This window comes from Marinicrinis sediminis (assembly GCF_042685085.1).
GTDB lineage: Bacteria > Bacillota > Bacilli > Paenibacillales > KCTC-33676 > Marinicrinis > Marinicrinis sediminis.
The window spans coordinates 1-21,127 of sequence record NZ_JBHUMM010000002.1 but is presented as its reverse complement, the minus strand read 5'-3'; the positions used below and the strand labels follow the sequence as shown (position 1 = coordinate 21,127).

The window sequence follows — 21,127 nt, the reverse complement described above, 5'->3', positions numbered from 1 at the left end:
TAAAGGACGGTGCAACACGTGACCCTTTGGGAACCTGGCATTGACACGACGAATATTTTTATGAAGTATATGGACGATCAGCCCCACCCGACTCAGCTCCATTCCCATCCGAATTATGAAATCTACTATTTCCACCGGGGGCAGTGCAGTTATTTAATTGGGGATCAGCTGTACGAACTAAAGGAAGGCGACCTGATTATCATGCATGGCCTGACGCTTCATTGTGCGAACATTGACCCGGATCAGCCGTATGTCCGTTCTGTCATCCATTTTAATTCCACTTATGTGGAAGACGCGATTCGAGCTCCTTTTTCCCTCGATGTGCTGATGCCCTTCAAGCAGCATCGGAATGCCCGTTTCCGATTAACCTCAGAGCAGCAGAGCGAATTACTCCCCTTGCTCGAAAAAATGAATGCATGCAACAGCCAGCAAGATGCGGTATCACGTCAGCGATTTCATCTGGCGTTTTTTGAGCTGCTCACGCTGATCTACCGCTTCAGCGACGGTCATGAGCAGGGCGATGAAAGCCGATATTCCTCGGTTGGGCTCAAGCAGGTACAGGCGATCATTTCCTATGTGGAAGAGATGTACCGGGAAGATATTCATCTCGATGATCTGGCGCAGGCTTTGCATGTCAACAAATATTACCTGTCCAAGCGATTCAAGGAAACGACCAGCCTCACCATCTTCGAATACCTGTATCAGCGCCGTGTGAATCAGGCGAAGATATTGCTGCATCTGAACCCCGAGTTGAGCATTACGCAAATCAGCTATGAAGTGGGCTTCAAGCATCCCGCCCATTTCAGCCGTGTATTCAAAAGCCTGTCCGGCCAAACTCCGCAAGCTTATCGGAAACAACCGGAATAAACACCTTGATTTGTAGCGTGACCTTCCTCACATGCAGAATCGTAAAAATCATCTACCTTGAAAGAAATGAGAGGGGATGACAAGCCATGAACAATGAAAGGAAGGGGACTCGCTATCCGGGTCTGAGTGTCATGTGGAAAACGGTCTCCAATTCTTGCAATTTAGCCTGTGACTATTGTTATTTTGATGGCTGTAACGGATTGGATATGGAAAAGGTACGAATACAGGAATCTATACTGGAATCATTTATGCAGCAATATATGCCGCTCACATCAGGAGTGGCTTCTTTTGCGTGGCAGGGCGGTGAACCGATGCTGGCCGGGCTAGATTTCTTCAAGCGAGTGGTGGATTTGCAGATGACCTATGCGCCGCCGCATACAACCCTTAATAATGCGATCCAAACGAACGGTACCCTGATCACCGATGAATGGGCGCAATTTTTCAAGCACTATCGCTTTCTGGTCGGTGTAAGTCTGGATGGAAGTCGGATGATCCACAACAAACGCCGTCCGTTTGGTTCGGGTGCTGGCAGCTATGACGCTGTGATGAAAGGGTTGGAAGTGCTGCGCAGGCATCAGGTGGATTTCAATGTCCTGACGGTTATTCATGAAGACAATGTGGACAAGGCTGATGAACTGATGGATTTTTATGAAAGGGAAGGGCTTGATTATGTGCAGTTCATCCCGGCCATGAATTTCAAGGCACAGGAAACAGAGAAAGCCGGAGATTATCTGATCAGTCCACAGCAGTATGGCGATTTTCTGTGTCGCACTTTTGATCGATGGCTTCAAAATGGAAGGCCGCAGCGTTCTGTCCGACAATTTGACAACCTGTTGTCCCAGACGCTGAATCATCCTGCGGAGCTTTGTACACATCGCGCCCGTTGTCCGTTGTCTCTGGTCATTGAGAGCAATGGAGATGTATTTCCCTGTGATTTTTTCATGGATGAGGGGAACAGGCTGGGCAACCTGAAGACCGATGCATTGACTGCGTTGCTGGACAGCACACCATATGCAGAGTTCCTCTCTTTGAAATCCAGGCTTCCTGATGCCTGTATGAACTGTGAGTACCTGTCCCAATGCCATGGCGGATGTCCGAGAAATCGGAACTGGATGGCGGAAAAACCACAGGTTCCAGACTATTTTTGTGCGAGTTACCGTCAGCTCTACGCCCATAGCCAGGCCCCGTTGGAAGTTGTCGCAACGCGGATTCGCACTGACTGGAAGCAACAGTGGCAAAAGGCGGGCCATGCGCTGCCAAGCCGCAACGAAGCCTGTTTCTGTGGAAGCGGTTTGAAGTACAAGAAATGCTGTGGACAATCGTAGCAAACCCATCCAAAAACCAAGTAAGTCGATCGGCTTCGTCACTTTTATTTATTTTGAGATTAAGACTTGCAAGATATGACTTGAAATCAAATAAATCAAAAAAAATTTCACAAAATCCAATAAGATTATTTCATTTTGAATGAAAGTAACGTATAATAAAGGAAACTAGCACAGAAACGATGTGATCAGAATGAACTCGAATCCAGGCAAATTGACACTGCTGTCACAGATCTTCATGACCTTTCTGAAAATTGGTCCTGTCACTTTCGGCGGCGGGTATGCGATGATTCCGCTCATTGAGAAGGAAGTAGTAGAAAGACGGGGATGGGTGAAAACCAAGGATATTACAGACATATTTGCTGTGGCCGAATCGGTTCCGGGTGCAATCGCCATCAATTCCGCCACGTTTATCGGTTATCGGCTGGCAGGGGTATCCGGGGCGATCGCAGCCATGATCGGGGTCATGCTGCCAACCTTTTTTATCGTCGTGTTGCTGAGCCTGTTCTTTTTACAGGTGCAGGATCACCCGAAAGTAGAAGCTGCCTTTGTTGCCATACGCGCGACCATTGTTGCACTTATCACTTATGCTGCCATCAAGATCGGGAAAACGGCAGCTGTCGATAAAACCACGGTTGCGTTGATCGGATTGACCGTTGGGATCATGTATTTTGTTCATATTCATCCTGTATTGCTTATTATCGGAGGAGGCTTGACCGGTATTGGCATTATCGCGCTGAAGCAGAAGCTCGGGATGAAGGTTGATCTGGAGCAGGAGGACAACGCTCCTTTCAAGTATTCAGACTATTACATCGGGGACGGAATTTAAGCGAGGGGGTGGAGAGAAATGCTGTGGGATTTGTTTATAACCTTTTTCATGATCGGTTTTGTTTCGTTCGGAGGCGGGTATGCGATGATCCCGCTCATCCAGGAAGAGATCGTCCATAATCACGGATGGATGACAGCCCAGGAATTTACGGATGTGATCGCGGTAGCGGGTATGTCTCCGGGTCCAATCGCCACGAATACCGCCATATTTATCGGATATAATCAGATGGGACTGACAGGGGCGGTGCTGTCTGCACTTGGCATGATCTTGCCTTCCCTAATGATCATTTTGGCAATCGGCGCCATTTTCTATAAAATTCAGAAAAGCATGATGGTTAAATCCGCGTTCTACGGACTGCGCTCCATCATTACTGGCCTAATCGTCTATGCTGCGATTTTGTTTGCGGTGAATAACGGACTGGTTTCCTCCATCTCCTGGCATACGTTCAGCCTGATCTTGATTTTCGGGCTCTCCTTGCTGGCGCTGCTTCGTTATCGTATTCACCCGGTTTATGTCATTGTGATGTCCGGTCTGGTCGGCGTGACGGTGTATGGCTAGGCCAGTCAGGGATACCAGAGATCGCAGGGACAGCATGACATCCAATTTCAACTAGAAAGGGGACCCATCATGACAGAGCAGCGAGCATCCAAGCCGAAAGCCTGTTGCGCGGCGAGCAGGGGCGAGACCAAGCCGCAATCTGTTTCCTTGTCGAATGGTTCGGCACAGGCTGGCTCGACGGCTTCTTCATCGGCAGCCGAACAGATCAAGCAACAGCTGGTGCAACTGGAAGGCGGTACCTTTAAAATGGGTACCGAGAGCAGGGACGGTTTTCCTGCGGACGGAGAAGGCCCAATCAGAACCGTAAGGTTAAAGGGGTTTTCCATTTTTCCTCATGCCGTCACCAATAAGCAATTTCAAGCTTTTGTCGAGGAGACAGGCTATGTGACTGAAGCCGAGCAGTTTGGCTGGTCATTCGTATTTCATCTGCTGGCGTCTGATGAAGTAAAGGCTGCTGTCGAGCAAGTTCCACAGGATGTGCCGTGGTGGCTGAATGTAACAGGCGCATGCTGGCACCAGCCGGAAGGAGCAGGCTCCACCATTCAAGATCGGATGGATCATCCCGTTGTTCATATTTCGTGGAACGATGCAGCCGCCTTCTGTGCATGGTCGGGTACACGATTGCCGACTGAAGCCGAATGGGAGTATGCGGCCCGTGGGGGACTGGAGCAGAAGACTTACCCCTGGGGGGATCTGCTGAAGCCGGACAAGCACCATCGCTGCAATATCTGGCAAGGAAAGTTCCCGACGGTCAATCATGCCAGTGACGGATATGTCGGAACGGCACCAGTCGATGCGTACGAGCCGAACGGATACGGGCTGTACAACATGGCTGGAAATGTATGGGAATGGTGTGCGGACTGGTTTACCCCGCGTTATCATACCGACACGGCAGGCGAGAATCCCTTCGCGGATCAGCCTTCAGGAAGACGATCCATGCGCGGCGGTTCCTTTCTCTGTCACCGATCGTACTGCAATCGGTATCGGGTGGCGGCGAGAAGTTCCAATACCCCTGACAGCTCAACCAGCAATTGCGGATTCCGCGTGGCGGCAGATTACGAGCTTGCAGACTAAGAGGTTGCAGACATCACGACACAACCAATCACGAGGTTAAAATGCCAATGGGGATGCAAATGAAGTGAATAAAAAGAACGAGTATAGAGCTATAGCAAGCTCGTATACTCGTTTTTTTGTGGTCTGTGACCGGGTTGATTGTGGGACAAATCTTGCAAACAGCATAGGAAGACACATTCAGGCGTGCCAGATCCGAGGCATAGGCATCGATTCCTTGCCAAGTTCAGCCCATGCATAGCGGAGCAGAAGCTCGCTCTTCAATCCGGCATGGGCAGGATCGTCCCACAGGTTGTGAAGCTCGTGCGGGTCTTCCTGCAAGTCGAAGATTTCTCCATACGTTTGATTGTAGTACACGGTTATTTTGTAACGCGTGTTGACATAGGTTTTCTGGTGGATGGTCGTGGCTTCGTGTCTGAATTCACAGATGGCATGATCCCGCGCCTGATTCTGTTTGCCAAGCCAGACGTCCTTTTGATTGACACCGGTCATGGCATGAGGCACAGGCAAATCACACAGGGACAGAAAGGTCGGCGCCAGATCAACCAGAGACTGGATGGCGTCGGATGTCTGACCTGCTGGGACGTGTCCAGGATAGCGGACGATAAATGGCAGCCTGATCAAGTCTTCATAATGAAAGCCGCCCTTGGCTTGCAGACCATGCTGTCCGAAGATATGTCCATGATCGGAAGTGAACACGACAATCGTATTGTCAGCAAGACCCAGCTCATCCAGCTTGTCCAGGATGTGACCGATATATTTGTCCATCATGCTGATCATGCCGTAATAAGTGGCAACGAGCTTCTTGCGGTCTTCATCGGTCAACCTGAACTTGTCACCGTATTCATATTCGTGATGGGACCGGTAACCGTGGATGCCATAACCGCTCTCCAGTAAATGAGAAAAATCAGGGTCATCTTCCTGCGTCATGCCAAAATGCGGAGGATTCTGTTCATGCTCTCCGGGCACGAGAGAGGGGATGTCCAGTTTGTCTGGATCATACATCGTATCCCATGGCTCCGGGACGAGATATTCGGGATGGGGATCGAAGAAGCTGGACCAGAGAAAAAACGGCTCTTCATTTTGTGCGTATTGGTCCAGCAAGGCGTTCGTCCGTTCTGCAATCCACGTATTGTAATGGTATTTTTCCGGTATGGGCCATGTATAGGTTTGGCTTTTGTCCATGGTTCCGGTAGGCGGAAGAAAATAGTCTCGCCAGTTCAGGCATCCCTTTTCTTCCATCCATAGCGCATAATGTTGTCCGACATGCGCTTCATTGGTATGGTTGCGAGCGAGTTCGACATGATCAAAACCGTAGAAGGGTCCCTGGAAATGCTTCCATTTCTCCAAGTCCTGCAAGACGGGATAGGCTTCCATCGACGGATAGGCTTCCGTGGATCGAAGCGGCTGAAAGTGCGCTTTCCCGATCAGAGCGGTCTGGTAGCCTGCGCGGCTGAAGTCCTCGCCGACGGTATGTCGATCTTCGAGCAGCTTAGTTCCGAGCGTCCATGCTCCGTGCTGACTCGGGTACATGCCGGTGATGATGCTGGCCCGGCTTGGCGTGCAGGTCGGGTTCGGGCAGTAGGCACGTGTGAAGGTGGTTCCTTCACTGACGAGCCGATCCAGATGGGGGGTATGGATTTCTTCCTGAAATGCGCCAAGGGTATTCCAGTGCTGCTGATCACTTGTAATAAGCAATATGTTCGGTTTTTTCATTTGCTGCGCCCTCCTGTCTGCTATGATTTAATTGTAGGCAGGACCGGTTTAATTGAGAATGGCTTCCTGTTTAAATTGTTTGTCATTTTGTCAGGTGAGAAAAAGAGGAGTTCTTTATCGATTACGTGCAGGGAGTAGAAAGGGAAACACCAATGAGAGTTAAATATGAGATTCAATTCAGAAACGGGGAGCAAGATTTCTGTTTCTTTTTTTGATAGCATAGAGGTAATCGACTTGGTTTCCTTTCCCACCTCAATCCTGTCCGGGATGGGAATGGCACGTATGAAGGACAATAGACATGGTGAACCTTTGACACCGTGTATGGAAGATACCATGGATGGAATGAGAGAGGAGATCGCACACATGAATATATTGAGTGAGCTGCTGGAGCCGATTCCGGTACCCCGTATGGTGAGGATCAGACAACGATTTGATCAGACCAAACTGAATGATCCCGCCCGGGAGCTAGCGGACAAGCTGGCATCCAGCGCTTCCCTGCAGGAGATAAAGTCCGGTCAGAAAGTCGCGGTTGCAGTTGGAAGCAGAGGGATTGCCAATCTGGTTTCGATGACGAAAACCTTGATTGATGCATTGAAAAACCAGGGTGCGGAGCCGTTTATTGTGCCTTGCATGGGCAGTCACGGCGGGGCTACGGCAGATGGACAGATAGAGGTGTTGGCTCATCTGGGCATCACCGAAGCTTCCACAGGTGCCCCCATTCTTTCTTCCATGGAAGTCGTCAAGCTGGGCCAACTCGATAATGGTCTCCCAGTCTATGTGGATCAGATCGCTTCCAAAGCGGATGCCATTGTGGTCCTCAATCGGGTAAAACCGCATACTGCCTTTCGCGGTCCAATTGAAAGCGGGATCATGAAAATGATTGCCATTGGCCTCGGCAAACAGAAGGGAGCCGAAGCTTGTCATCAGCTTGGATTTAAATATATGGCGGAGAATGTGCCAGCCATGGCCAAACTCATGCTGCAGGCGCTGCCGATCGTGTTCGGAGTGGCCGTTGTAGAGAATGCTTACGATGAAACCTGCCGCATTGAAGTGCTGGGTGCTCAGGAGATTGAACACAAAGAGCCGGAACTGCTTGAAGAAGCCAAGCGACGGCTGCCGAAGCTCTTGTTTAAGCAACTGGATGTGCTGGTGATCGATTATATCGGCAAGAACATCAGCGGCGACGGCATGGACCCGAATGTGACGGGCAGGTATCCGACTCCGTATGCGCACGGAGGGCCAGAGGTGAACAAAATGGTCGTCCTGGACTTGACACCGGAGACGAAAGGAAATGCCAACGGGGTAGGGACGGCTGATTTCACAACCCAGCGCCTTGTCGATCAGGCCAATTGGCCTGTGACCTATGCGAACGGACTGACCTCGACGGTCTGTGCACCAACGAAGATTGCCACCACCCTCCCGAGCGACAGAGATGCCATAAAAGCTGCGGTCAAGACCTGCAATATTCTGGACTATACAACCTGCCGGCTGGCACGTATCCGAGATACGCTCCATCTGGGCGAGATCGAGATTTCTACCACGCTGCTGGAGGAAGCCAGGCAGCACCCAGAGATTGAAATCATATCTGACAGCTACGAGCTGGAATTTGATGAAAGTGGGTATTTGACAAAATGAAGGAATCCATGAAGCGGCCATTTGAAGCACAACCCCAAACAAATGCCGAACAATCAGTCGTACTGGCTGTCGATATCGGAACGACCAGCACGAAGGCCCTGATCGTCAGCCGTGAGGGTGAGGTTCATGCGACGCATTCCGTGAAATATCCGCTGCATGTCCCGAGACCGGGGTATGCCGAGCAGGACCCGGCACAGATTGCCGAAGCCGCATTGGAGGCCATTCGCAACGTTATGCGTACAGCTGACGTGCAGGAGGAACAGATTCTATGCGTGTCGTTCAGCTCGGCCATGCATTCCCTCATTGCGATGGATGCATCGGGCAATCCGTTAACCTCTTGCATAACCTGGGCCGACCAGCGTGCGGTTCATCAGGTCAATGAGTTGAAGGCGAACGGGCTGGGACTGGAGATCTATCGGCGGACAGGCACCCCGGTTCATCCCATGTCGCCTCTCTACAAAATCAAGTGGATGCGGGAGCATGATGACGAAGTATTCAGACAAACCCGTAAATTTATCGGAATCAAGGAATATGTGTGCTATCAGTGGTTTGACCAATATGTGATTGACTATTCGCTGGCGAGTGCAACGGGACTGTTTAACCTGGAGCAACTTACCTGGGACAGCGAGGCGTTGTCTGTGGCCGGCATTGAAGAGGGGCAGCTCTCACAGCCCGTTCCGACCACGCAAGTGCTTCGTGGCATGAAGGCTTCCGTGAAGGAGCAGCTCGGGTTGACGAGAGACATTCCCGTTGTGGTGGGCGCTTCGGACGGTGTATTGGCCAATCTCGGACTGGGTATTCTGGATCAGCAAGTGGCAGCCGTCACCATCGGCACAAGTGGCGCCGTGCGCACAACGCTCAAGAAACCGCAGACCCACCCGCAAGGGGATCTGTTCTGCTACTGTCTGACAGAGGATTACTGGGTGACTGGAGGCGCAGTCAACAACGGCGGAGTCGCCTTGCAATGGGTGCAGGATCTGTTGCAGGACGAGCAGACTTCCGGCCAGGCGCAGTCCAGTCAGGAAAAGCTGGAGAGATTAAATGAATGGGCGGCGGAGACAGCGCCGGGAGCGGACGGCTTGCTCTGTATTCCACTCTTCACCGGGGAAAGGGCACCGGATTACAATGCCAACGCCCGCGGGGTATTCTTCGGTCTGACCTTGTCTCACAAACAGCGTCATATGGTTCGTGCGGTCATGGAGGGTGTGCTCTTTCAGTTGGAGCGGGTCATCCGTTCCGTCGAGCAAGTGGGAGGCTCGCTGACCGAATTGCGCGCATCAGGCGGGTTCGCCAATTCCCTCGTATGGAGGCAAATGATGGCTGACATTTCAGGGGTGGAGACGTTGATTCCTGATGAAATTGAGAGTTCCGGACTGGGGGCGGCCCAGCTTGGACTGTTCGCCATGGGCGTTACCTCATCGCTGGATGCAGGCTGGTCACGTCAGGCAGGCAGCCGATATACAGTGAATGCCGATCATCACGAGATTTATACACAGCTTCTTCCGATTTATCTTGGAGTCTATGAACGCCTGGGTGATTCCTTTGAGCAGATTACAGCGTTTCAGAAGAGCAGATACAAGCCGCAGGAACGAACATAAAATCATACAACCAAAAAACGTATAGACCTAAAAAACCATTGACATAAATGAAGGGAGACAAAGAGATGAATTTATTTGATTTGACAGGAAAAACAGCGGTTGTAATTGGTGGAAACGGGGTGCTTGGGGGCGCCATTTCAGAGGGACTGGCTTCACACGGTTGTGCGGTCGCAGTTGTGGGACGCAATCAGGAAACGGCTGCAGCGGTCAAGCAGCGCATACAGGACGCAGGGGGTACGAGTGAAGTATTTCAGGCAGATGCGACCAGCAAGCAAGATCTCGTTCGATTGGCAGAGGAAGTATTTGGCTGGAATAACGGTGTAGACATTGTGGTCAACTGTCCGGGACGCAATAGCGCCACCCCGTTCTTCGACATTCCTGAAGAGGAATGGGATGCGATTATGGACGTCAATCTGAAAAGCGTCATGCTAACCTCCCAGGTGTTCGGCGAGAAGTTGATTGAACAGGGCAGAGGCGGCAGCCTGATCAATATTTCTTCTGTGTCTTCCAGCCCGCCTCTCTCCAAAGTATTTACGTACTCCATTTCCAAGGCTGGCGTGAACAATATGACCCAGTTTCTGGCGAGAGAACTGGCTCCTCACCAAATTCGTGTCAATGCGATCATTCCGGGCTTCTTCCCTGCTGAGCAGAATCGCAAGATCCTGAAGCCGGAGCGTGTCGAGGCGATCATGGGCCACACGCCGATGAATCGATTCGGCAATCCCGAAGAGCTGCAAGGGGCAGCGGTGTGGCTGGCTTCTGACAAGGCGTCAGGCTTTGTCACCGGTTCCTTGATTCGGGTTGACGGCGGTTTTGGCGCGATGACAATTTAAACAGTATGACGCGATCACGATTTGCAAGAGTGGAAGCATACATGCACTTCAACAAATCGAATCATGGATAACCTGAAAAATACGAACCTAGAGAAACGAGGATGATACGAATGTCCAAGCAACAGATTGGTGTAGTCGGGTTAGCAGTAATGGGCAAAAATTTGGCCTTGAATATCGAGAGCAGAGGTTATTCCGTGGCCATTTACAACCGGAGTGCGGACAAGGTGGACGAGATGCTGGCTGAATACCCAGATCGCAACCTGTCTCCAGCGTATTCCATCGAACAGTTTGTGCAATCATTGGAGGTTCCCCGTAAAATCATCTTGATGGTCAAAGCCGGGGCCCCTACAGATGCGACAATGGAGCAGATTGTTCCTCATCTGGATCAAGGAGATATTCTCATTGATGGCGGAAATACCTTTTTTGAAGATACGAACCGTCGCAGCAGGGAACTCGAGAAGCAAGGCATCAGGTTTATTGGCATGGGGGTGTCTGGCGGGGAGGAAGGCGCGCTGAAGGGACCTTCCCTGATGCCGGGCGGTCAGGAAAGTGCTTATCGTCTGGTTGAGCCGATTCTGAAGGCAATGGCAGCGAAGGTGGATGGAGAGCCGTGCTGCACATACATTGGCGCAGAAGGGGCCGGCCATTATGTGAAAATGGTGCACAATGGAATCGAGTACGGAGATATGCAGCTCATCGGCGAGGCCTATCACGTCATGAAGGATGTACTCGGCTGTACGGCCGAGGAACTGCATACGATTTTCAAAGAGTGGAATGAAGGGGAGCTCGACAGCTATCTGATTGAAATTACGGCTGATATATTCACGAAAACGGATGCGGAGACCGGGAAACCGATGGTGGATGTCATTCTTGATGCAGCCGGTCAAAAAGGGACAGGAAAGTGGACGAGTCAGAGTGCGCTTGACCTGGGTGTGCCGCTGTCGATGATTACCGAGTCGGTCTTCTCCCGCTTCATTTCGGCGATGAAGGAAGAACGAGTAGCAGCCAGCAAAGTGTTGTCAGGACCTAAGGCAACAGCAGATTCGGTCGACAAGGAAGCTTTTGTAGAGCAGGTCAGACAGGCCCTGTATGCGAGCAAGATTTGCTCCTATGCACAAGGATTTGCTCAGATGAAAGCAGCCTCTGATGCGTATGGCTGGCAGCTCAGCTATGGGGATATTGCGATGATTTTCCGTGGAGGCTGCATTATTCGTGCCCGTTTCCTGCAGAACATCAAGGAAGCCTATGACCGCAATCCGCAACTGACCAACCTGCTGCTAGATTCATATTTCAGCAACATCATTGAAACCTATCAGTCATCGTGGCGGGACGTGATTGCCACGGCTGTGAAGCAAGGAATTCCGGTTCCGGCCTTTTCTTCGGCACTCAGCTATTATGACAGCTATCGCAGTGAAAGATTGCCAGCCAATCTGCTCCAGGCCCAGCGTGACTATTTCGGAGCTCATACCTTTCAACGGGTGGATCAGGAAGGGACCTTCCATGTGGAATGGATGAAGAACAACTAAACAACCCAAATGTACAGAAAGCGGTGAATACGTTGACGATACAAAACGAAGCGCAACTGAAGGAAATTGTGGATCGACTGGTCTATCAGACGGAAGTGACCGATATGCATACCCATCTGTTCTCGCCGGATTTTGGCGATCTGAACCTGTGGGGAGTAGACGAGCTGTTAATCTATCATTACCTCATATCGGAGACGTTTCGCTGGACCGAGCAGGATTATGCCTCATTCTGGGAGATGAGCAAGACCGAACAGGCGGATTGGGTATGGAAGAAGCTGTTTGTTGAACATTCACCGATCAGCGAAGCCGCCAGAGGGGTCATTACTATCTTCAATCGGCTCGGGCTGGACACCTCGTCCCGCAATCTGAATGACTACCGCGCACAGTGGGCACAGAAGTCAGCAGAGCAGCAAGTCGATGATGTCATGGCTGCGGCGAAGGTCAAGAAGATTGTCATGACCAACGATCCGTTTGATGATAAGGAAAGAGCCGTATGGACGGAGAAGCAGGGTAATCAGGATAGCCGGTTTTATGCGGCGCTGCGCGTCGATCCGATTGTCAACCAGTGGGATCAATCCGTAAGCAAGCTGAATGAACTGGGCTATGACGTATCCGCAGAGTGGGAAACGCGGACGATTGAGGAAACCCGGCGCTTTCTTTCCGAGTGGATTGAGCGGATGGATGCGCTCTATCTGGCGATCTCCATGCCAGGTGATTTCTCCTATCCGTCCGAAGATCATCGTTCGCGCATGATCGATGATGTTATTATCCCGGTCTGTCAGGACAAGGGGATTCCGTTCGGGCTGATGATCGGGGTGAAGAGACAGGTGAACCCGCAGCTTCGTCTGGCGGGAGATATGAGTATGCGCTCCAACATTGAAGCGGTACAGAACTTGTGCAACCGGTATCCGGATCAAAAATTCCTGGTGACGATGCTGTCCCGTGAGAATCAGCATGAGCTGACGGTCTTGGCCCGCAAATTCAGAAATTTGATGGTGTTTGGCTGCTGGTGGTTCCTTCATATTGAATCGATGGTGGAGGAAATGACGAGATTTCGTCTGGAACTGCTGGGAACGAGCTTTATTCCCCAGCATTCGGACTGTCGTGTGTTCGAGCAACTGGTATACAAATGGGAGCATTCCCGCAAAATTTTGGCGAACGTTCTGAATGAAAAGTACGCGACCCTCATGCAGGAAGGCTGGGTATTGACAGAAGCAGAGATTCAGCGTGATGTGGAAGATATGCTGGATGTTAACTTCTGGCGCTTTCTTGGCAAAGCGTAACCCTGCAGATAGATTAATATGTTCCTGACCCTGATCAGGATGTGGACCAAGCAGAGATAAAAACAACTGCAAAACCGCCTGCAAGAGCTAGAGGAGCCTGGAGAACGTGACAGGCTCCTTTTCTCATTGACATGCCATCATCTGGAAGTTTACAATGGGCACACATCCTAAAAGGAACACAAATCATGAACGGTGAGATGAGTCACATACATAGCAAGATGCAAACGTTACCATCTTGAATATCACCACATAAACGCCTCCACAACGTCATCCATACATAATGAGAAGGGAGAAGGAACATGGAACAGGTATATGCATTTGGAAGAGGAGACTGGAAGTCTATCGAGGAAGGCAACGAACGGGAATGGCTGCTCGGGAATGGACTGGGCGGTTATGCCAACCATTCGATCATCGGCGGGGGATATCGACTGTATCACGGTTACCTGACAGCGGCAGAAGTGGCTCCAGTCAAGCGCTATCTCGTCTTCACCCGTACCCAGGAGCAAATTACCATCGGGGACAGAGCCTATGATCTGACTTCCCAGGAATATGCGAACAAGCCCAGCAAGCATGGCCAGCATTATTTGCAGCGATTCACATTCGCTCATATTCCCACCTATCACTACCAGGTGGAGGACATCCGGATTCACAAAACCATTGCCCTCGACTACGGGCATAACACTGCGGTGGTTTGTTATGACATCCAAAATGGGCAAGAGGCAAGCAGCCTGAATGTCGTGCCGCTGTTTAATTATCGTTCGGCTGGTGAGCATTCGAGTCGGTCAGATCTGCAATTTGATCTCCGTCAGCAGGATCGCTTGCTGGAGCTGGTTCCCCATCAAAACAAAGACATGAACATTCAATTTTTTGCGTCTCACGGGACGTTCGTAAGCCGGGCTGAGCAGGGCGAGGACGCATTATATGAAGAGGAACATTCCTACCGCTTTGACAATCGCACAGGGTTCAAGGGGACGGACAGCCATTTTACGCCGTATGACATTCGAATCGAGCTGGCTCCAAACGAACATGCCACCTTCTACTTCGTCTGTACGACCGAGACTTTGCCGGAAGTGAACGGATTTGACATCGCCAGGGCTTACCAGAAGCGGATGCGGGAGCTGGTGGAACAGGCCGGCTATGAGGATGTGTTTGCCCGTCATTTGGTGGCAGCAGCCGATCCTTTCATTGTGGATCGTCAGTCTACCGGTCTCAAGACGATCCTGGCCGGTTTCCCGTGGTTTACCGATTGGGGTCGTGATACGATGATTGCCTTCCAGGGGCTGACCCTGGCTACCAAACGTTTTGCAGAAGCGCGCGAGATTCTGGAGTCGTTTTCCAAATATGAGCAAAACGGACTGATCCCGAACATGTTCCCGGATGCGAACACAGAGCCGTTGTACAATACGGTTGATGCGTCCATGTGGTATTTCCATTCGGTGGATCAATACCTCGCCTATACGGGAGCAGAGGAAGACTATGCGTTTATACGTGAACGGATTTATCCGACGCTGAAGAAAATTATACGTGCTTACAGGGAAGGAACGGCCTTTTCCATTCAAATGGATGAGGATGGCCTCATCATGGCTGGAGATGGCCTCGATCAGGTGACATGGATGGATGTGCGGGTAGACGATTGGGTCGTTACGCCTCGGCATGGCAAGCCGGTCGAAATTAGTGCGCTCTGGTACAATGCCCTGTGTGTGATGGCCGGACTTGCGGAACGGTTTGGCGAGGATTCAGGCGAATACCGAGATCTGGCTGCGCGTGTTCATCAATCGTTCAATGAAAAGTTCTGGAATACGGAGACCCAGTGTTTGTACGATGTCATCGATGAGAACGACGGGAAAATCCGTCCGAATCAAATCTGGGCCGTGTCCTTGCCGCATACGATGCTGCCGAGAGAAAAGGAAAAGCAGGTGGTGCAAGCCGTATACAAGCACTTGTACGCGACGTACGGACTTCGTTCTCTTTCCTTTATGGATGAGGCATACAAGCCGATCTACTTGGGTGAACTGATGGATCGGGATGCCGCGTATCATATGGGTACGACCTGGGCATTCCCGCTAGGCGGATTCATCACGGCTTACTGCAAGGTGCATGATTATGCGGAGGAAGCGGTTCAGACGGCCCGCGAAATGTGTGCCGTGTTCGAGGATCATCTGAGAGATGGCTGCATCAACGGCATTGCCGAAATTTTCGATGGGGATTTCAGTTCGGTGAGCAGAGGCTGCTACTCCCAGGCCTGGAGCGTGGGTGAGATTTTAAGAGCATACGTAGAAGATGTGCTGCCTCATTTGCAGCCACACTCCCATATGAAAACAGGCCGATGATGTTCTGCATGCCTGTTCTGTATGCACCCATTCATCGATAAAGTGACCTGATATTTTCTCCGTACAGGCACAGATAGGCTTCCGCCCACATACAATGAACTACCGCACAGGATTATCGTGTGATGACGTTACGGAACCGTTGGTAACGCAAGGCCGGAGTTCATTGAATCCATCAGGAGGTGTCATCTGTGCCTAGTTTTTTGTCTGCAATCGCCTGGTTTACGAAGGAATTTATGCTGCTTGTGTCTTATGTGAAGAACAACGTTTTTCCACAGCCGCTGAAGGAAGCGGACGAGATGAAGCACTTGAAGCGAATGGCAGAAGGAGATGCCTATTCCCGGAACGTCCTGATTGAGCACAATTTGCGGCTTGTGGCGCATATTGTCAAGAAATTCGATAATACAGGCGAAGATACGGAAGATTTGATTTCGATTGGAACCATTGGCCTGATTAAGGCGATCGAGAGCTTTCAGCCTGACAAGGGAACGAAGCTGGCCACGTTTGCTGCAAGATGTATTGAGAATGAGATTGTAAGGTCAATCGGTCGCGGAAGAAAATGGAAAAATCAAAAGGCTAAAAACTTCATACAGCGTCACAAACGCCCCCTACCTTGCGACATCACGAAACGCAACCAACATGGACAAGGTTTAAGGGGGCGTTTTGTATGAGCAGAAAGGATAAGGGCGTCGTTACTTCAAAACTGTACGCTGCTATCATCGAATCCGATTCGACCGACAAACCCCTAGCCGATTGCTACAACGCAATAAGGGACTTAGTCAGAAAGGAGAAAAGGATAAAAAATGATAGCAATTTACGCAAGGGTATCGACGGAAGAACAAGCTAAAAGCGGGTATTCATTAAAAGACCAAGTTCGCCAATGTCGTGATAAGGCAGAGAGCGGAAGCAACGTTATCGAATATGTTGACGAAGGCTATTCTGGTGAATTTCTGGAACGCCCTGCATTATCGAAACTGCGGAATGACATTCGGGAAGGCTTAATAGATAAGGTTATTATTTATGACCCCGACCGTCTGTCACGTAAGTTAATGAATCAGCTTCTAGTGTCGGAAGAAATCGAAAAATATGCTGAACTAATCTTCGTAAATGGCGATTACCAAAAAACACCTGAAGGCATGTTGTTTTATCAAATGCGCGGAGCAATCGCTGAGTTTGAGAAAGCCAAGATTAACGAAAGGATGTCGCGCGGTCGCCGAGAAAAAGCCAAACAAGGGAAGGTCGTTAAAGACGTGAAAGTATATGGCTACATATTCAATCGAGATACAGAAGAACTAGAAATCTATCAACCCGAAGCGCGAATCGTCCAGATTATTTACGACCTGTTTACAGACCCTAAGGGAAGAGTTAAAGGTATTAACGGCATAGCACATTATCTAAGCGATATTGGAGTTCCTACAAAGCGTGGTGGAGTTTGGCATCGGCAAACCGTTCGTCAGATTCTTATGAACGAAACGTATACTGGCGTCTTCTATCATAACAAGTGGAATACCGAAGGAATGCTCGGTAACAAATACCGAGAAAACAATGAAAAGGTTTCGATGAAGCTGCGTCCACGAGAAGAATGGATTCCAGTACCATGTCCGGCGATTATTGAGCGCGAAAAATTCCACTACGCGCAAAAGCTGTTGAAGGAATCACGCAGGCGCTGGGCGGGCAGCCCCAAGCGTGAATATCTGCTAAGCGGTCTGGTACGCTGTGGAGATTGCGGTAATACGATGCCAGGCCGACAGAGCAAGAATTGGGGCAAATACGTCATGGAGTATACCGACGTTAAGAATACAGCGGGCGCTAGAAAACGTGGCTGTGGCAAGCGAATCAAGTGTGAGGAGTTAGATAACTTCGTTTGGGAAACGTTCGTAAATCTAATGGTAACGCGCGGGGAAGCAGCCGCAGAAGCCGCGGCTACGACTGAGGAGAACGATAAGGCTTCGTATGAGCAGAACGAAGTGGAACGGATTACAGCTGAGCTGGAACGCATTAAGGTGGCGCGTCAACGGTTAATTAAGTTCCTGACGAACAACATAGACGTTGTTGACGAGGACGACATTCGGGAACAATTAAAAGACTTAAAGGCGAATGAGGAAAACTTGTTGAAGCAGAAAGACGAAATCATAGCGCTTCTGGAATCGCAACAGCACGAGGAAGCCAACGAGGAGATTCTTAATGAAACGATACAGCAGTATTTAACTGAGGAATCACCGCAACTGCTTACGATTGAACGCAAGCAGGAGTATCTTCGCAAGGTGTTTCGAGAGATAAGGATTTATGATAGTGGTAAAGTGGAGTTCATTAGACTGTAGCGCTCGCAAATTTGAGCGCTATTTTTTATGATTAAATAAAAGGGAGATGGAATTATTTGTCGAATGTTTTACTTGAAATCAAAGTGGAGGGGATACTTATGTTGGAGATACATGACTCAAATAGAACTTTTCAAACATATATGGAGTTGGATGTTTTTACGGAAGAAACCAAAAATCGCGTAAAAGGTGCGCAGGTTATTTTATTGCCGGATTTCAATGTAAAAGAAGGGGTTGAAAGAGCTTTTCAACCTGACACTATTAACTTTTATAAGTATACATTGGCTAAGAAAGATAGTGAGATTAAACTAGAACTGTTTGAAAATAAAGGCGAAGAAAAATTCCTTGTGCTACATTCATATGACGTTTGGATTCCGACGATTGCGATATTAAATAGTGTGCTGCTTCCCCTTGTCGTTAATCTTGTGAGCAGCTATGTTTACGATAGAATGAGGAGCAGACCTAAAGAAGAACCAACCGTTCACTTTCAACTAATAGTAAGTGATGAAGAATCAGGAAGAAGTAAACAGTTATATTATAAGGGTCCAGCAAAAGATTTTAATAGCAGTTTTGAGAAAATTGACGTAAATAGTCTCTGGAGGGACAAGGTATGATTTCCATGTTTCATGTGGAAATATCCATTTATCCTGAGTATGCTCAACTAAAACTAAAGTCAAATGAGTTACATCGAGAGTTGTCAGATTCTAATTACGATGTAGTAATAGGGACCTGCAATGAGGCAATAGAAATCTGTCAAATCATTAGAATAAATGCCGTAAATATGAATGACGAAAGAACAGCAAATACTTCTTTTTTATTGAAAAAATACTTCTCCGTTTTCAAATATTACTCAAGATATTGGCAGTTATTATTGCAGAAAAAATATAAGGATTCCTGGATAACATTACAAGATACAATTGGTACTGTCAGTACAATTTACAGGTTTTTGGACAAACAAAACGAGTGTTTTTTTGAATGTTTTCTGAACCATTTATATGAGCTAGAGAAGTTATACCCCTACAATGTTTTTGCGAGTATCGAAGCCGTAGTACGAGAAAAAAGGTGCAGCATTTGTAACAAATCAATGTTAGATACTGATTGCTTACATATCCCTGGCGAGATTTATTGGGGTGAAATGGCCGTAGGAGTCATTAAGGATGCTGAATTACAAGCCGTAGCACTTGTAAAAAACCCCGCAAACAAACGCTGTGTCATGGAATTAGCCGATGATACGCGTTCCGAAGAAGAAAAGTTTATGGTATTGGATTATTTTATTGCCAATAATAAAGACCCCCTACGTATTTTTTCACTTAATCAGTATGAGAAACTAATATACAACGATGGGTACGATAAGGCTGGGCGAAATGACCCTTGCATATGTGGTAGTGGACGTAAATTCAAAAAATGTTGTGGGCAGTATAAGTACGAGAAAGGTATCCATAACCACTTCCGACTAGGGAATAGAATTTCTTTGGAAGAGTTTACCTTAGAATAACACCAGGGTCAGAACTACAAAGATGCGTATCAATAGAGGAAAGGAGTGAAACTAAATGGCTATAAACGAGAAGGAATTTACGGAAGCTTATGAGATGTGGCAAGACTTTACTAATGAAGTGCTTTATAATAACAGGTTTTTTATAAGCCATAGAGTTATTGAAATAATAAAATCATTTACAGAAAGAAGCACAAAGGAAGTTACTGCTGGACAATCATTATATCGCGCAAGATTATTTGATATGGACGAAGCGTTTTTTAGATATTATCATAAACTTAAATCGGATAGAAACGACGAAAGTCCGTTCAATGGATATGATGCAGAGGGTTCATTTGTACCCAAAAACAATGATTTTGTTTCGGATGGCAGGGCAAATCCGGCATTTATAAAGTATCTTTATACGGCGGAGGATGCTTATACTGCACTTGTAGAAATAAGACCTTATTTGAACAGTTTGGTCAGTGTTTCCAAAATACAAGTTAACGAGAACCTTAGGGTGGCTGACTTTACATACGATGGTTTTTCAAAAACCAATGGGATTGAAGAGCATTTGTTTTATTTTATTATGTCAGACTTTTCCAAACCTTCAAACTCAAATAGGAAGGATTACATACCTACACAGTATATTGCCGAGTATGTTAAGAACCTTGGATTCGATGGTATTAGATTTAATAGTTCGTTACATGGAAGGGGGAGAAATGTAACTATATTTAATTACGACAAATGTGAAGCCGTTGATTCAAAAGTTTATAAAATCAACGACCTTTGCTTCGAAGCAAAGGCTGTCGCTCCTGAGCAGGGAACAGATTTAGTACACTTCAAATTACAAGAGTATTTGGAAAAAAGCCGAGAAGAATTACTTAAAAGCTTATTTAATTCACTTAATAGTAAAAAGGATTAGCCAGAGACTAGTCAAGGATAGACAAAAGCTAGCTATCTTTCGGAGAAGTTTATATGACGATAATTCATTTTACGAAAGCAGAGGAAAAACAACAGTATTTGGATTGGCGAAAGCAAAACCCGGACGGATTTGTATTGAACATTAACACGTGGAATCCGAAATCTTCTTCGACTAAGAACGTCATTCATTCAGCTCGTTACTGTGCTTCGCTGGATGAATCGCGAACAGAAAATCGCGAGCGCCTTGTTACGCCTGAACACCCTAAATTGTGTTCGACGGAGATTAGCGAACTGGAACGCGAAATGGTTGATAAGGAATTGCCGTATAAGCGTTGTGGATTGTGCTTGAAGTGAATTGAAATCACCGAATTGAAATCACCGTATCCCTCCAGGGGGTACTTTTGTTATGTAGCTTTTTTGTAACTGCGCTCAAACTGTTTAAGTGTCGGGAACTCCTTGCCGTTTACAATAGCATAGTAACGTCTGACAGAATTTTGATAGACGCCATGATATAATTCATCGTTTAGCTTTTCCTTGACGGCGAGAAGTAAGTGATAGGTCTTTTCGTCGTCCTTTACGATTTCGTCTAGGTCAACGCTCAGCTCGCGCTCAACGATTAACGCCTTCCCGACTTTGGAACTTACGGACTTCTTCTTACTGGTTATTGCGTTGTCTTGTTCCAAGTATAGCTTAAATTCAACCTCTCTCATAAAAACACCCTTTCTCTTAAGCCCCCTATAGTATTTGGACAATATAAGTTCATATGATTATACTATTCATAGTCAGGGGGCGCTTCATTTGAAAAGACAAAAGTATGCAAGAGAATTTAAACTGCAAGTGGTGAAAGAG

General features: G+C 48.3%; 18 protein-coding genes and 1 pseudogene. 17 read left to right on the top strand and 2 right to left on the bottom strand.

Annotated elements, in window-relative coordinates; translation table 11 throughout:
* Nucleotides 1–18 precede the first annotated feature (18 nt).
* The 5 genes from ACFSUC_RS01715 (at nucleotide 19) to ACFSUC_RS01695 (ending at nucleotide 4,650) form a co-directional block, all read left to right on the top strand.
* Entirely contained in the window at nucleotides 19–867 is an 849-nt protein-coding gene (locus ACFSUC_RS01715) for an AraC family transcriptional regulator (protein WP_379927676.1), read from the top strand.
* Between the two features lie 86 nt (nucleotides 868–953).
* Nucleotides 954–2,192 (top strand): anaerobic sulfatase maturase, encoded by a 1,239-nt coding sequence (locus tag ACFSUC_RS01710; protein ID WP_379927675.1) that lies wholly within the window; start codon nucleotides 954–956, stop codon nucleotides 2,190–2,192.
* A 190-nt stretch (nucleotides 2,193–2,382) separates the two neighbouring features.
* Nucleotides 2,383–3,018 carry a chromate transporter gene (locus tag ACFSUC_RS01705; RefSeq protein ID WP_379927674.1) on the top strand — a complete coding sequence of 212 codons (636 nt, stop codon included), beginning with the start codon at nucleotides 2,383–2,385 and terminating at the stop codon, nucleotides 3,016–3,018.
* A gap of 18 nt (nucleotides 3,019–3,036) precedes the next feature.
* Nucleotides 3,037–3,576, top strand: a complete 540-nt coding sequence (locus ACFSUC_RS01700) for a chromate transporter (RefSeq protein ID WP_379927673.1) — start codon at nucleotides 3,037–3,039, stop codon at nucleotides 3,574–3,576.
* 69 nt (nucleotides 3,577–3,645) lie between these two features.
* Entirely contained in the window at nucleotides 3,646–4,650 is a 1,005-nt protein-coding gene (locus ACFSUC_RS01695) for a formylglycine-generating enzyme family protein (RefSeq protein WP_379927672.1), read from the top strand.
* Nucleotides 4,651–4,827: 177 nt separating this feature from the next.
* Here ACFSUC_RS01695 and ACFSUC_RS01690 read toward each other — a convergent pair whose 3' ends face one another.
* Nucleotides 4,828–6,363, bottom strand: coding sequence for a sulfatase family protein (locus ACFSUC_RS01690; RefSeq protein WP_379927671.1), 1,536 nt, complete (start codon nucleotides 6,361–6,363; stop codon nucleotides 4,828–4,830).
* A 363-nt stretch (nucleotides 6,364–6,726) separates the two neighbouring features.
* On the opposite strand from ACFSUC_RS01690, the gene ACFSUC_RS01685 reads away from it, so the two are divergent.
* From ACFSUC_RS01685 to ACFSUC_RS01630, 12 genes and pseudogenes are all read left to right on the top strand, one after another.
* Entirely contained in the window at nucleotides 6,727–7,998 is a 1,272-nt protein-coding gene (locus ACFSUC_RS01685; RefSeq protein WP_379927670.1) for a lactate racemase domain-containing protein, read from the top strand.
* A gap of 8 nt (nucleotides 7,999–8,006) precedes the next feature.
* A complete protein-coding gene (locus ACFSUC_RS01680; protein ID WP_379927669.1) occupies nucleotides 8,007–9,596 on the top strand; it encodes a gluconokinase in 1,590 nt (529 codons plus the stop codon).
* 65 nt (nucleotides 9,597–9,661) lie between these two features.
* Nucleotides 9,662–10,429: an SDR family oxidoreductase gene (locus ACFSUC_RS01675; protein WP_379927668.1), complete on the top strand. Its 768-nt coding sequence runs from the start codon at nucleotides 9,662–9,664 to the stop codon at nucleotides 10,427–10,429.
* Nucleotides 10,430–10,539: 110 nt separating this feature from the next.
* Complete coding sequence (gene gndA / locus ACFSUC_RS01670; RefSeq protein WP_379927667.1) at nucleotides 10,540–11,955, top strand: NADP-dependent phosphogluconate dehydrogenase; 1,416 nt, start codon at nucleotides 10,540–10,542, stop codon at nucleotides 11,953–11,955.
* Nucleotides 11,937–13,238 (top strand): glucuronate isomerase, encoded by a 1,302-nt coding sequence (locus tag ACFSUC_RS01665; RefSeq protein WP_379927666.1) that lies wholly within the window; start codon nucleotides 11,937–11,939, stop codon nucleotides 13,236–13,238. The genes gndA and ACFSUC_RS01665 overlap by 19 nt, the downstream gene beginning before the upstream one ends.
* Before the next feature lie 299 nt (nucleotides 13,239–13,537).
* The gene (locus tag ACFSUC_RS01660; protein ID WP_379927665.1) at nucleotides 13,538–15,568 is read left to right on the top strand and encodes an amylo-alpha-1,6-glucosidase; all 2,031 of its coding nucleotides are present in this window, start codon (nucleotides 13,538–13,540) and stop codon (nucleotides 15,566–15,568) included.
* A 188-nt stretch (nucleotides 15,569–15,756) separates the two neighbouring features.
* Nucleotides 15,757–16,125 (top strand): annotated as a pseudogene (locus ACFSUC_RS01655) (sigma-70 family RNA polymerase sigma factor); the annotation flags it as partial.
* Nucleotides 16,126–16,368: 243 nt separating this feature from the next.
* Nucleotides 16,369–17,886: a recombinase family protein gene (locus ACFSUC_RS01650; RefSeq protein ID WP_379927663.1), complete on the top strand. Its 1,518-nt coding sequence runs from the start codon at nucleotides 16,369–16,371 to the stop codon at nucleotides 17,884–17,886.
* Nucleotides 17,887–17,984: 98 nt separating this feature from the next.
* Nucleotides 17,985–18,497: a hypothetical protein gene (locus ACFSUC_RS01645; RefSeq protein WP_379927662.1), complete on the top strand. Its 513-nt coding sequence runs from the start codon at nucleotides 17,985–17,987 to the stop codon at nucleotides 18,495–18,497.
* Nucleotides 18,494–19,378 carry a YecA family protein gene (locus ACFSUC_RS01640; protein WP_379927661.1) on the top strand — a complete coding sequence of 295 codons (885 nt, stop codon included), beginning with the start codon at nucleotides 18,494–18,496 and terminating at the stop codon, nucleotides 19,376–19,378. The genes ACFSUC_RS01645 and ACFSUC_RS01640 overlap by 4 nt, the downstream gene beginning before the upstream one ends.
* Nucleotides 19,379–19,433: 55 nt before the next feature.
* Nucleotides 19,434–20,279 (top strand): RES family NAD+ phosphorylase, encoded by an 846-nt coding sequence (locus tag ACFSUC_RS01635; protein ID WP_379927660.1) that lies wholly within the window; start codon nucleotides 19,434–19,436, stop codon nucleotides 20,277–20,279.
* A gap of 53 nt (nucleotides 20,280–20,332) precedes the next feature.
* Nucleotides 20,333–20,632, top strand: coding sequence for a hypothetical protein (locus ACFSUC_RS01630; RefSeq protein ID WP_379927659.1), 300 nt, complete (start codon nucleotides 20,333–20,335; stop codon nucleotides 20,630–20,632).
* 50 nt (nucleotides 20,633–20,682) lie between these two features.
* Here the strand turns inward: ACFSUC_RS01630 and ACFSUC_RS01625 are convergent, their stop codons facing one another.
* Nucleotides 20,683–20,988, bottom strand: coding sequence for a hypothetical protein (locus ACFSUC_RS01625; RefSeq protein WP_379927658.1), 306 nt, complete (start codon nucleotides 20,986–20,988; stop codon nucleotides 20,683–20,685).
* Nucleotides 20,989–21,127 lie beyond the last annotated feature (139 nt).